We start from the raw sequence: 12,675 nt of genomic DNA on the forward strand, positions 1-12,675 counted from the left end.
ACGGCGCACCGGCACCGGCCGGAGCCATCGAGGGCGCCGGGGACGGCGGCAGCGACGGGGCGGCGGGCTGGCGCGGCGGGGCGAGCGAGTCGTCCGCCTGGGTCTCCAGCTGACGCAGCTGCGACTCCAGGTAGGACTTCAGCCGCGTGCGGTACTCGCGCTCGAAGCCGCGCAGGTCCTCGACCTTGCGCTCCAGCGTGGCGCGGGCGGACTCCAGGGAGCCCATCGCGACGCGGTGCTTCTCCTGCGCGTCCCGCTCCAGGGCGTCAGCCTTGGCGCGGGCGTCCCGCTCGAGACCCTCGGCACGCGAACGCGCCTCACCGACGATCTTGTTGGCCTCGGAGCGGGCCTCGGCGATCGCCTGGTCGGCGGTCTGCTGGGCCAGCGAGAGCACGCGGGCCGCGCTGTCGCCGCCGGGACCGCCCTGCTGCTGTCCGGGGAGCCCGGGAGGACCGCCCATGGGGCCACCCATGGGACCGCCCATGGGGCCACCGGGACCCATCTGACCCTGCATCTGTCCCTGCATGGGGCCGCCCTGGCCCATCTGTCCCTGCATCGGGCCGCCCTGGCCCATCTGCCCCTGCATCGGACCGCCCTGACCCATCGGACCGCCCTGGCCCATGGGGCCGGGGCCCTGACCCATCGGGCCGGGACCCTGCGGACCGCCCTGACCGCCGGGGCCGGCGGGCAGCTGCGGCGCACCGCTCGGCAGCTGGGGCGGACCACCCATGGGGCCACCCATCTGCTGCTGCGGCGGGCCCGATATGCCGGCGGGCACCGGACCGCCGGGACCTCGCATGCCCTGCTGGGGCATCCCCTGGGGCGGCCCCTGCTGTTGCTGCTGGTCCTGCTGTTCCGGGGGCTTGCGCATGTTCTGCTGGTTCTGGGCAGCAGCGCGCGTGGCCGCGGCCAGCTTGGCGCGCAGGTCCTCGTTCTCTCGGAGCAGGCGCGTCAGTTCGGCTTCGACCTCATCGAGGAAGGCATCGACCTCGTCCTCGTCATAGCCTTCTCGGAGGCGGACGGTCGTGAACTGCTTGTTCCGCACGTCCTCGGGGGTCAACGGCATCTCTTCACCTCAACGTAGTCATCGGCAGTCGGCAGGCCCATGTCGTCCACAGTCACCTCAGCGCACTGCCCACGAGGGAGATCAGGATGTAGACGATGATCATCAGTACGAAGAAGGACAGGTCGAGCGCCACGCCCCCGAGACGCAGCGGCGGGATGACCCGCCGCAGAAGCTTGAGCGGTGGATCGGTGACAGTGTAGGTGGCCTCCAGGACGACCACCATCGCCTTGCCGGGTTGCCACGAGCGGGCGAACTGGAAGACGTAGTCCATGACCAGACGGAAGATGAGCACGATGAGGAACACCATCAGCGCGATGTAGATCACCTGCGCGAGCACGCTCATGGTCTGGTTGTCCCTCTCCCCTGTGTCCTGCGTCCGTCCGGTCCTGCGTCTCAGCTCTGGTTGAAGAACCCGCCCTCTGCGATACGGGCCTTGTCCTCCGCCGTGACATCGACGTTAGCAGGAGACAGCAGGAACACCTTCTGCGTCACCCGCTCGATGCTGCCGTGAAGACCAAACACCAAACCGGCCGCGAAGTCGACAAGTCGCTTCGCGTCCGTGTCGTCCATCTCGGTCAGATTCATGATCACCGGCGTGCCCTCACGGAAGTGTTCCCCGATGGTACGGGCCTCGTTGTAGGTCCGCGGGTGGAGCGTGGTGATCCGGTAAGGCTCTCGTTCCGACACGACCTTGGGCATGATCACCGGTGCGTTCTTCTCCAGGCTGGCGCGTTCTTGTGTGATGGATGCCACGGGCGCGATGCGCGCCGGGCGTGCCGATTCAGCGGGAAGCGAAGCGGACCGGGCGACCGGCTCGCGAAGCGGGGGCGACGGGGCGACTCGCACCTCTTCGTCCCTTTGGAGTTGATGTGCACCGTGTGCACCGTGCGCCTGGTGCGGCGGCTCGTGCCGCCGGTGGTCCCGCTCGGGTTCCGGGTCGAGTTCGGGTTCGAAGTCGTCGTCCGGGTCAAATCCTCGGCCGTCGTACCCATCGTCCTCCACGAGGCCGAGGTAGACCGCCATCTTGCGCATCGCGCCGGCCATGCTCCGTGCCCTCCGCTCTGTGGTGGATCCGCTGACGACCGCCGAGTGCCCGCGATCCACAAGGTCCTCAAGTCCGCCCGATCAGCGGCAATGACCATATTTTCTGCTGTGGTCCGACTTCCTGGCGACGTTACCCGAGGCCGGGGCGGACTCCGAGTACCGCACTGCCTACGCGTACATGTGTCGCTCCGGCCGCAACAGCCTGTTCGAGATCCGCACTCATCCCCGCGGAGACCATGTTCGCAGCAGGATGGGCCGCGCGCAGGTCGGTCGACAAATCCACCAAGCGCTCGAACGCCGCCTGTTGGCGCCCGGCGTACTCCCCGGTGAGCGGGGCGACGGTCATCAGGCCGTCCAGCCGCAGGCCCTGCGCCCCGTCGACGAGGCGCGCCAACTCCGCCACGCCGCCCGGCGCCACGCCGCCGCGCTCCCCCCGGCCGCTCTCCCCGGCGTCCAGCGCCACCTGGATGAGGCAGCCCAGTTCGCGCCCGGTGCGCACGGCCTCCTTCGAGAGCGCCGTGACCAGTCGGGCGCGGTCGACGGACTGCACGACATCGGCATAACCCGCCACAGATCGGACCTTATTGGTCTGAAGCTGTCCGACGAAGTGCCACTGGAGGGGCAGACCGGCGCAGGCCGCGGCTTTCGGGGCGGCGTCCTGGTCGCGGTTCTCGGCGACGTGACGCACCCCGAGTTCCGACAGGATCCGCACGTCGCTCGCGGGGAAGGTCTTGGTGACCACGATCAGGGTCACCTCCTCCCGCCCGCGTCCGGCGGCCGCGCACGCCGCGGCGATCCGCTCCTCCACCCGCGCGAGGTTCGCGGCGAGTTCTTCCCTGCGTTCCGTCATGCCCCATCAGTCCAGCCACACATAGCCCGCGAGCCGCCCCGTGGTGCGGTCCCGCCGGTACGAGAAATGATCGTCCGACTCCAGCGTGCACACCGGCGACCGCTCCCGGTCGCCCACCCCGAGGCGTTCGAGCTGGGCGTGCACGCCCGCGGCCACATCGACCGCCGGCGTGCCCCGGCTCGTCTCGGCGTACGCCGCCGGCTCGACGGCCGCCACCTCGGCGCGCATCGACGACGGCACCTCGTAGCACCGGCCGCAGACGGCGGGCCCGGTGCGGGCCACGATGCGCGACGGGTCGGCGCCGAGTTCCGCCATGGCCCGTACGGTGGCGGGGACCACCCCCGCGACCAGTCCGGGGCGGCCCGCGTGGGCCGCCGCGGCGACACCCGCGACGGGGTCCGCGAGCAGGACCGGGACGCAGTCGGCGGTGAGCACGGCGAGGGCGAGGCCCCGCCGCGCGGTGACCACCGCGTCGGCCTCGGGCACGGGGCCGTCGCCCCACGGCCCGTCGACCACGACCGCGTCGGCTCCGTGGACCTGGTTCATCCAGACCACCCGCGCCGGGGCGAGGGCGAGGGACTTGGCGGCCAGTTCGCGGTTGGCGCGCACCGCGCCGGGGTCGTCGCCGACCGCCCCGCCGAGATTGAGCTCCGCATACGGAGCGGCGCTCACCCCGCCCCACCGGTCGGTGAAGGCGAAGTGCGCGCCGCGCACGCCGTCGCGCCGTCCTATCACTTGAGGAAGTCCGGTACGTCCAGTTCCTCGGCCGCGCTGTCCGCGTAGGTGCGGGACGGCGGGACGGGCGGCTGGGCGACGGGGAGGTCGGCGACCGGCTCGGGGGCCTGCTCCGGCTCCTCCTTGGGCGTGACGCTGCCCAGGGAGCCGAAGGACGGGCGGCTCTCGGGCTGCCGGGCCGGGGCGGGCTCCTCGCGCTTGGCCGAGGAGGAGCCGAGGACGTTGTCCCGCTTCGAGGGCGGCTGGCCGCCGTCGAAGCCGGCCGCGATCACCGTGACCCGGACCTCGTCGCCGAGCGCGTCGTCGATCACCGCACCGAAGATGATGTTGGCTTCGGGGTGGGCCGCCTCGCTCACCAGCTGGGCGGCCTCGTTGATCTCGAACAGGCCGAGGTCGCTGCCGCCGGAGATGGACAGCAGGACGCCCCTGGCGCCGTCGATGGAGGCTTCCAGCAGCGGGGAGGAGATCGCCATCTCGGCGGCGGCCACCGCGCGGTCGTCGCCGCGGGCCGAGCCGATGCCCATGAGGGCCGATCCGGCCTCGGACATGACCGACTTGACGTCGGCGAAGTCGAGGTTGATCAGGCCGGGGGTGGTGATGAGGTCGGTGATGCCCTGGACACCGGAGAGCAGGACCTGGTCCGCCGACTTGAAGGCGTCCAGGACCGAGACCTGGCGGTCCGAGATGGACAGCAGCCGGTCGTTGGGGATGACGATGAGGGTGTCGACCTCTTCGCGGAGCTCGGCGATGCCGTCCTCCGCCTGGTTGGCGCGGCGCCGGCCCTCGAAGGTGAACGGGCGGGTGACCACGCCGATGGTGAGAGCCCCGAGCGAGCGGGCGATGTTGGCGACCACGGGAGCGCCACCGGTGCCGGTGCCGCCTCCCTCGCCGGCCGTCACGAAGACCATGTCGGCCCCCTTGAGGACCTCCTCGATCTCCTCGCGGTGGTCCTCCGCCGCCTTGCGGCCGACGGCCGGGTTGGCTCCGGCGCCGAGTCCGCGGGTGAGTTCACGGCCGACGTCGAGCTTGACGTCGGCGTCGCTCATCAACAGGGCTTGCGCGTCGGTGTTGATGGCGATGAACTCGACGCCCTTGAGACCGACCTCGATCATCCGGTTGATGGCATTGACACCACCGCCGCCGACACCGATGACTTTGATGACTGCGAGGTAGTTCTGCGGTGCTGCCACGTCGAAGGCCTCTCGCCTCGAGTTACGTGTCGCCGTCCCACGGCCGTGCCGCGGTTCGACGACTGATGCCGATGTGGGACGGTCCGTATCGCCGACCCGAACCCTAACGTTGAAGTTTAGGGTTACCAGTGTGCCTGTTCTCTGGAGTCTTCTGAACAGGACAGTAAGTCGACAAGTGGCGCGCGTTCAACGAACACGCCGAACCTCCCGTTTTTCTTTTCACCCTATGTGATCAGCCGTGGCACCTCCCAACCAGGGGGCTGACCTGCGTCGATGTGCGTCAACTTCCTGATGACGCGGGGGCCGTGGGAACACTCACATCGAAGTGCCGCGCGTCCGGCGCCGCTTTCAGCAGAGCGGTGAGGGCCCGGCCCTTGGCGGCGCCGTTCTCCCCGCTCCCCCAGGCGACCGTCCTGCCGTCCGCCAGTTCCAGCGAGATGTCGTCGTAGGAACGGACCTTGACGCTCCGCGTGGCGCGGGCCACGGCGGCCGGCACCTCGCGAGTGACCCGCACCGCCTCGCGCACGAGCCGGCCCTCGCCGAAGCGGCGCAGGCTCGCGGCCGCGGTGCCGCTGCGGCGCGTGTTCAGTTCCAATCGGGGAACCCCCTTCGGCGCTCGGGACACCGTGGCGTACCGGACACCTTCCCCGTCGATCTCGATGAACTCCCCGCCCTTTTCGACCACGAGGACCGGGGTGCGTTCGATGACGTTCAGACCGATCCCGTGCGGCCAGGAACGGACCACGTCCACCGTGCGGATCCGGGGCAGTTCCTCGCGGAGCCGCGAGGCGATCGCGTCCGTGTCCACCGCGACCAGCTGGTCCCCCAGGGGGACGTCGGCGGCCCCGCGCACCTCCCCGGGGGTCAGGGCCCGGGTGCCGGACACGGACACCCGCTCCACCCGGGCCAGATCGGATCCGTACAGCAGCCAGAACGCGCCGCTGCCGAGGAAGACCAGGGCGACCGCCAGGATGATGATCGGACGAAGGTGCCTCCGTCCGAACCGCCGCCGCACGGGCGGCGGCCCGGACGCCCCCCGCCGGCGTTCACCGCGCTCGGCGGCGGTCGATCCGGCCACAGCACTCCCCTTCCCGCGGCGCGGTGCGCCTCCGGGGCGCCGTGGCGGCGCCCCTTCGGCCCACTCGTCGGTGTCCTACCCGTGGCGCGAGGCGATCGCCTCGTACACCATGCCGACGAGCAGGTCGTCGGCGTCCCGGCGGCCGAACTCGGCGGCGGCGCGGGACATCTCGTACAGCCGGTGCGGGTCGGCCAGGACGGGCAGCACGTTCTGCTGGACCCACTCCGGCGTCAGCTCCGCGTCGTCGACCAGGAGTCCGCCCCCGGCCTTGACCACCGGCTGGGCGTTCAGCCGCTGTTCGCCGTTGCCGATGGGCAGCGGGACGTAGGCGGCCGGGAGCCCGACGGCGGAGAGTTCGGCGACGGTCATCGCGCCCGCGCGGCAGAGCATCATGTCGGCCGCGGCGTACGCGAGGTCCATCCGGTCCACATAACCTACCGGGATGTAGGGGGGCATTCCCGGCATCTGCTGCACCTGGGGGAGTTCGTTCTTCGGCCCGACCACGTGCAGGATCTGGATGCCGGCCTGCTGGAGCCACGGCGCGACCCGCTGGACGACCTCGTTCAGCCGGCGGGCGCCCTGCGAGCCGCCGGAGACCAGCAGCGTGGGCAGGTTCGGGTCGAGCCCGAACGCGGCGCGGGCCTCGGGCCGCACGGCGGCCCGGTCCAGGGTGGCCACGGAACGGCGCAGCGGGATCCCGATGTAGCGGGCGTCACGCAGCTTGCTGTCCGGGGTGGAGACCGCGACCCTGGCCGCGTACCGGGATCCGATCTTGTTGGCCAGGCCGGGGCGGGCGTTGGCCTCGTGGACGACGATCGGCACCCCGAGCCGCTTGGCGGCGAGGTAGCCGGGCAGCGCCACGTAGCCGCCGAAGCCGACCACGGCGTCCGCCTTGGTGCGCTCCAGGATCTGCTCGGTCGCCTTGATGGTGCCGCGCAGCCGGCCCGGGACGGTGATCAGCTCGGGGGTGGGCTTGCGGGGCAGTGGCACGGCGGGGATCAGCGCCAGTTCGTACCCGCGCTCGGGTACCAGACGTGTCTCGAGACCGCGTTCCGTGCCCAGGGCCGTGATGCCCACGGACGGATCCTGCCTGCGCAGGGCATCCGCGAGGGCGAGCGCGGGCTCGATGTGGCCCGCGGTTCCTCCGCCGGCGAGTACGACATGCACCGAAATTCACCGCTCTCCGGACGAGCGTGCCGCCGTGGCGCGCCGTCGCATCGTGTTCCATCTGTGGGGTCGCTGAGTACCCCGCTCCCGCTTTCTACCAAAGCGGGGTTGCCGCATCGCAAGCGCCGCCCGCGCAGCGGGCTCGTCACGCGCGAAGGCGATCAGCAGCCCGATGGCGAACATGGTCGGCAGCAGGGCGGAGCCCCCGTAGGAGAACAGCGGGAGGGGGACGCCCGCGATCGGCAGCAGCCCGAGGACCGCACCGATGTTGATCACGGCCTGGGCCGTGATCCAGGTGGTCACGCCTCCCGCGGCATACCTCACGAAGGGGTCCTCCGTGCGTCCGGCCACGCGGATACCCGCATAGCCTAGAGCCGCGAACAGGGCGAGCACCGACAGCGTCCCCGCCAGGCCCAGTTCCTCACCGGTGATGGCGAAGATGAAGTCGGTGTGGGCTTCGGGCAGTTGTCCCCATTTCTCCACACTCGCCCCGAGCCCGGAACCGAAGAGCCCGCCGGACGCGAGGGCGTAGATCCCGTGCACGGCCTGCCAGCAGTCGACGGGGCCCGGCTGGGGCTCGGTGGCGCCGAGACAGGCCAGCCGGGCCATGCGGTTCGGGCTGGTCCTGATGAGGAGCGCGCCGATCAGGGCGGCGACGGTCAGCACGCCGGCGAACAGCCGGGTGGGCGCCCCGGCCAGCCAGAGCAGGCCGAAGAGGACCGCCGTCAGGATGATCGCCGTGCCCATGTCGCCGCCGAGCATGATCAGTCCCAGCAGCATGAAGGCGGCCGGAACGAGCGGCACCAGCATGTGCTTCCACTGGGACAGCAGCCGCCTCTCCTGCTTGCGGGCGAGCAGGTCGGCACCCCACAGCACCAGGGCGAGCTTGCCGAACTCGCTGGGCTGGAGCTGGAAGGAGCCGCCGACGCCGATCCAGTTCTGGTTGCCGTTGACCTCCATCCCTATCCCCGGCACCTGCACCAGGACCATCAGGAAGACAGAACCGGCGAGGATGGGGTAGGCCAGCGCCCGGTGCAGCCGCACCGGCATCCGGGAGGCGGCGAACAGCAGCACGGCCCCGATGCAGGCGGCCAGCAGCTGTTTGCGGAAGAAGTACGAGCCCGGCAGCGACATCTGCAGCGCGGTGATCTGGGAGGCCGAGTAGACCATCACCAGGCCGAGCACGGTGATCAGCGCGCTGCCGCCGAGGATCAGGTAGTAGGCGGTCAGCGGCCGGTCCCACGCCCGGTAGGCCCGCGCGTGGAGGGCCCTGAGGGGGTTCTCGCGGGCCGGCCGGGGTGCGGCGGGACGGCGGGGCGCCCGCCGCACGGGAGGCCGTCCGGTGCGGCTACCGGTCATGCCGGCCTCCGCCGTGCGCCCCGTGCTGCCTCGACGGTCCCACGCGTCCCTCCCAAGGTCGCCCGGCGCAGGCCGGCCGGGTCAGGCACCGAGTTCGCGCACCGCCCGTGCGAACGCCTCACCGCGCCTGTTGTAGTTGGCGAACATGTCCATCGAGGCGCAGGCCGGGGCCAGCAGCACCGTGTCGCCGGGCCGGGCGAGCCGCCGCGCCTCCTGGACGGCCTGGAGCATGGCCCCAGTGTCGGTCCGGTCGAGGTCGACCACGGGTACTTCCGGTGCGTGTCGCGCCAGGGCTTCGCGGATCAGCGCGCGGTCCGCGCCGATCAGGACGACCGCGCGCAGGCGCTTCGCCGCGCTCGCGACCAGTTCGTCGAAGGTGGCGCCCTTGGCGAGTCCGCCGGCGATCCACACGATCGACTCGTAGGCCGCCAACGAGGCCTGTGCGGCATGGGTGTTGGTCGCCTTGGAGTCGTCGACCCAGGAGACCCCGTCCACGTCGGCGACGTGCGCGATGCGGTGGGCGTCCGGGGTGAAGGCGCGCAGCCCGTCCCGCACGGCCGCCGCGGGCACGCCGTAGGCGCGCGCGAGGGCGGCGGCGGCGAGGGCGTTGGCGATGTTGTGCGGGGCGGGCGGGTCGACGTCGGCGACCTCGGCGAGCTCCTGGGCGTTCCGGTGCCGGTCCTCGACGAAGGCGCGGTCGACCAGGATGCCGTCGACGACGCCCAGTTGGGAGGGACCGGGGGTGCCGAGGGTGAAGCCGACGGCGCGGCAGCCCTCCTCGACGTCGGCCTCGCGGACCAGGTCCTCGGTGGCCTTGTCGGCCGCGTTATAGACGCAGGCGACCCGGTTGCCCTCGTAGACGCGGCCCTTGTCGGCGGCGTACGCCTCCATGGAGCCGTGCCAGTCGAGGTGGTCGGGGGCGAGGTTGAGCACCGCCGCCGAGTGCGCGCGCAGGGAGGAGGACCAGTGCAGCTGGTAGCTGGACAGTTCCACGGCGAGCACGTCGTAGTGCTCGTCGCCGAGCACCGCGTCGAGGAGCGAGACACCGATGTTGCCGACGGCCGCGGTGCGCAGGCCCGCCGCCTCGAGGATCGAGGCGAGCATCCGGACGGTGGTGGTCTTGCCGTTGGTGCCGGTGACCGCGAGCCAGGGCGGGGCGTCGGGGCCCCGCAGCCGCCAGGCCAGTTCGACGTCGCCCCAGACCGGGACGCCGGCCTGTGCGGCGGCCGCGAACAGCGGCTTGCCCGGCTTCCACCCGGGGGCGGTGACGACGAGTTCGGTGCCCTCGGGGAGGGTGCTCGCGGCCTGCTCGCCGAGGCGGACGGTGATGCCGAGCCGTTCCAGTTCGGCCGCCTGGGCGCGGGCGCGCTCGTCGTCGCCGTCGTTGACGACCGTGACGTGCGCGCCGAGGCCGTGCAGCGCCCTGGCCGCCGGGACGCCGGAGACGCCGAGTCCGGCGACGGTGATGCGCCTGCCCCGGAACCGGTAGGGCTCCGGGGACTGCGATGCCACTGGTGCGGTCACTTGTCCGCTGCCCATCCCGCGTAGAAGATGCCGAGTCCGACGATCACGCAGATGCCCTGGATGATCCAGAAGCGGACCACGACGAGGACTTCGGACCACCCCTTGAGTTCGAAGTGGTGCTGGAGCGGTGCCATCCGGAAGACGCGTTTCCCGGTGAGCTTGAAGGAGCCGACCTGGATGACCACCGACATGGTGATGAGGACGAACAGGCCGCCCAGGATGGCGAGCAGCAGCTCGGTGCGGGAGCAGATCGCGAGGCCCGCGAGGACGCCGCCGAGGGCGAGCGAACCGGTGTCGCCCATGAAGATCTTGGCCGGCGAGGTGTTCCACCACAGGAAGCCGAGGCAGGAACCCATCAGCGCGGAGGCGACCACCGCGAGGTCGAGCGGGTCCCGCACCTCATAGCAGGCGCCCGGGTTGGTCAGGGTCGTCGCGTTGGCGCAGGACTCCTGGAACTGCCAGACGCCGATGAAGGTGTAGGCGCCGAAGACCAGGACGGAGGCGCCGGTGGCCAGACCGTCCAGACCGTCCGTCAGGTTCACGCCGTTCGACATCGCGAGGATCATGAACAGGGCCCAGATGACGAACAGCACCGGGCCGATGGTCCAGCCGAAGTCGGTGATGAACGACAGCTTCGTGGACGCCGGGGTGTTGCCGCGGTTGTCCGCGAACTGCAGGGCGAGCACGGCGAAGGCGATGCCGACGATCAGCTGGCCGGACATCTTCGCCTTGGCCCGCAGACCCAGCGAGCGCCGTTTGACGATCTTGATGTAGTCGTCCAGGAAGCCGACCAGGCCCATGCCCACCATCAGGCCGAGCACCAGCAGACCCGAGAAGGTCGGCGACGCGTCGATGTTCGGGTCCGGGTCCACGTAGACCGTGACCAGTTTCGCCAGGAAGTACGCGGCGACCGTCGCCAGGATGAAGGCGATGCCGCCCATCGTCGGCGTACCGCGCTTGCTGGCGTGCTCGCGCGGGCCGTCGTCGCGGATGTACTGGCCGTACCCCTTGCGTGCGAGCAGCTTGATCAGCAGCGGAGTGCCGACCAGCGTCAGGAAGAGGCCGATGACTCCCGCGAACAGGATCTGCTTCATCATCGGGCGACGACCTCGCCCTCGGTACCGGTCGCGAGCAGCGCCTGCGCCACGCTCTCGAGACCGACCGACCGGGACGCCTTCACGAGAACGACGTCTCCCTGGCGCAATTCGCTGCGCAACAGGTCGACAGCCGCCTGTGCGTCGGACACGTGCACCGACTCCTCACCCCACGAACCCTCGTTATATGCGCCCAGTTGCAGCCAGGCGGCTTCCCTGCCCCCGACCGCGACGAGCTTGCTGACGTTGAGCCGGACGGCGAGCCGTCCGACCGCGTCGTGCTCGGCGAGCGCCTCGTCCCCGAGCTCGGCCATCTTGCCGAGCACCGCCCACGTACGACGTCCCTTGCCCATGGCCGCGAGCGCGCGCAGGGCGGCTCGCATGGACTCGGGATTCGCGTTGTAGGCGTCGTTGACGACCGTCACGCCGTCCGGGCGCTCGGTGACCTCCATCCGCCAGCGGGAGAGGGAGCCCGCTTCGGAGAGCGCGAGTGCGATCTCGTCTGCGGACATGCCCAACTCGTGGGCGACGGCGGCCGCGGCGAGCGCGTTCGACACGTGGTGCTCACCGTACAGGCGCATGGTCACATCGCTTGCACCGGAGGGTGTGTGAAGCCTGAACGACGGCTGCCCGCTGTCCGTGAGTCGCACGTTCTCGGCCCGAACGTCCGCTTCGTCGCTCTCCCCGAAGAGGAGCACCTTCGCCTTCGTGCGGGACGCCATGGCGCGCACGAGCGGGTCGTCCGCGTTGAGGACCGCGGTGCCGTCCTCGGGGAGGGCCTCGACGAGTTCGCCCTTGGCCAGGGCGATCTGCTCGCGGCCGCCGAACTCGCCGATGTGCGCGGTGCCCACGTTGAGCACAAGGCCGATCCGCGGCGGGGTGAGGCCGGCGAGGTAGCGGATGTGGCCGATGCCGCGGGCGCCCATCTCCAGCACCAGGAACCGGGTTTCCCCGGTGGCGGTGAGCGCGGTCAGCGGCAGCCCGATCTCGTTGTTGAGGGAGCCGGGGGTGAAGACGGTCGGCGCCTTGCGCCGCAGCACCTGCGCGATGAGGTCCTTGGTGCTGGTCTTGCCGGCCGAGCCGGTCAGCGCGACGAGGGTGGCGCCGAGGCGCCGCACGACGTGCCGGGCGAGGGCGCCCAGCGCGCCCTGGACGTCCTCCACGACGATCGCGGGCACCCCCACGGGCCGGGAGGCGAGCACGGCGACCGCACCGGCCCGCACGACCTCGGCCGCGAAGTCGTGGCCGTCCACGCGTTCGCCGGCGAAGGCGACGAACAGGCTGCCCGGCACCACTTCCCGTGAGTCCCGCACCACCGGCCCGGTGACCGGGACGGACGGATCCGGTATGTCGTACGTCTGTCCGCCGACGACTTCTGCGATCTCGGCGAGGGAGAGGGCGATCACAAGTTCATCCCTGGGTCTGCTGGATAGCTTCGCGAAGCACCTGGCGGTCGTCGAAGGGACGCACCACCCCGGCGATGTCCTGTCCCTGCTCGTGGCCCTTGCCGGCGACCAGCACGGCGTCCCCGGGCCGGGCCCGGGCGACGGCCGCGGCGATCGCCGCGG

General features: G+C 71.2%; 12 protein-coding genes and 1 pseudogene. All 13 read right to left on the bottom strand.

What is annotated here, in order from left to right; genetic code table 11:
* Positions 1 to 1,066, bottom strand: a 1,066-nt coding sequence (locus AOK18_RS19430; protein WP_079105096.1) for a DivIVA domain-containing protein, incomplete at its 3' end; no start/stop codon positions are given.
* Positions 1,067 to 1,118: 52 nt separating this feature from the next.
* The gene (locus tag AOK18_RS19435; protein WP_055572841.1) at positions 1,119 to 1,409 is read right to left on the bottom strand and encodes a YggT family protein; all 291 of its coding nucleotides are present in this window, start codon (positions 1,407 to 1,409) and stop codon (positions 1,119 to 1,121) included.
* A gap of 50 nt (positions 1,410 to 1,459) precedes the next feature.
* The gene (locus tag AOK18_RS19440; protein ID WP_055572842.1) at positions 1,460 to 2,110 is read right to left on the bottom strand and encodes a cell division protein SepF; all 651 of its coding nucleotides are present in this window, start codon (positions 2,108 to 2,110) and stop codon (positions 1,460 to 1,462) included.
* 130 nt (positions 2,111 to 2,240) lie between these two features.
* The gene (locus tag AOK18_RS19445; protein WP_055572843.1) at positions 2,241 to 2,960 is read right to left on the bottom strand and encodes a YggS family pyridoxal phosphate-dependent enzyme; all 720 of its coding nucleotides are present in this window, start codon (positions 2,958 to 2,960) and stop codon (positions 2,241 to 2,243) included.
* A gap of 6 nt (positions 2,961 to 2,966) precedes the next feature.
* Complete coding sequence (gene pgeF / locus AOK18_RS19450) at positions 2,967 to 3,695, bottom strand: peptidoglycan editing factor PgeF (protein WP_055695192.1); 729 nt, start codon at positions 3,693 to 3,695, stop codon at positions 2,967 to 2,969.
* Positions 3,692 to 4,885, bottom strand: coding sequence for a cell division protein FtsZ (ftsZ, locus tag AOK18_RS19455; RefSeq protein ID WP_055572845.1), 1,194 nt, complete (start codon positions 4,883 to 4,885; stop codon positions 3,692 to 3,694). The genes pgeF and ftsZ overlap by 4 nt, the downstream gene beginning before the upstream one ends.
* Before the next feature lie 280 nt (positions 4,886 to 5,165).
* Positions 5,166 to 5,963 carry a cell division protein FtsQ/DivIB gene (locus tag AOK18_RS19460; RefSeq protein ID WP_055695193.1) on the bottom strand — a complete coding sequence of 266 codons (798 nt, stop codon included), beginning with the start codon at positions 5,961 to 5,963 and terminating at the stop codon, positions 5,166 to 5,168.
* Between the two features lie 75 nt (positions 5,964 to 6,038).
* Positions 6,039 to 7,130 (bottom strand): undecaprenyldiphospho-muramoylpentapeptide beta-N-acetylglucosaminyltransferase, encoded by a 1,092-nt coding sequence (murG, locus tag AOK18_RS19465; protein ID WP_055572847.1) that lies wholly within the window; start codon positions 7,128 to 7,130, stop codon positions 6,039 to 6,041.
* A gap of 6 nt (positions 7,131 to 7,136) precedes the next feature.
* Positions 7,137 to 8,489 carry a putative lipid II flippase FtsW gene (ftsW, locus tag AOK18_RS19470; RefSeq protein WP_055572848.1) on the bottom strand — a complete coding sequence of 451 codons (1,353 nt, stop codon included), beginning with the start codon at positions 8,487 to 8,489 and terminating at the stop codon, positions 7,137 to 7,139.
* Positions 8,490 to 8,570: 81 nt separating this feature from the next.
* Positions 8,571 to 10,028 (bottom strand): UDP-N-acetylmuramoyl-L-alanine--D-glutamate ligase, encoded by a 1,458-nt coding sequence (gene murD / locus AOK18_RS19475; RefSeq protein WP_055695194.1) that lies wholly within the window; start codon positions 10,026 to 10,028, stop codon positions 8,571 to 8,573.
* Entirely contained in the window at positions 10,010 to 11,107 is a 1,098-nt protein-coding gene (gene mraY, locus AOK18_RS19480) for a phospho-N-acetylmuramoyl-pentapeptide-transferase (protein WP_055572852.1), read from the bottom strand. Before mraY ends, murD begins: the two co-directional genes overlap by 19 nt.
* A complete protein-coding gene (locus tag AOK18_RS19485; RefSeq protein WP_055572850.1) occupies positions 11,107 to 12,513 on the bottom strand; it encodes a UDP-N-acetylmuramoyl-tripeptide--D-alanyl-D-alanine ligase in 1,407 nt (468 codons plus the stop codon). Before AOK18_RS19485 ends, mraY begins: the two co-directional genes overlap by 1 nt.
* 4 nt (positions 12,514 to 12,517) lie before the next feature.
* Positions 12,518 to 12,675 (bottom strand): annotated as a pseudogene (locus tag AOK18_RS32015) (UDP-N-acetylmuramoyl-L-alanyl-D-glutamate--2,6-diaminopimelate ligase); the annotation flags it as partial.

The organism is Streptomyces prasinopilosus (assembly GCF_001419695.1).
GTDB classification, from domain to species: Bacteria; Actinomycetota; Actinomycetes; order Streptomycetales; family Streptomycetaceae; genus Streptomyces; species Streptomyces prasinopilosus.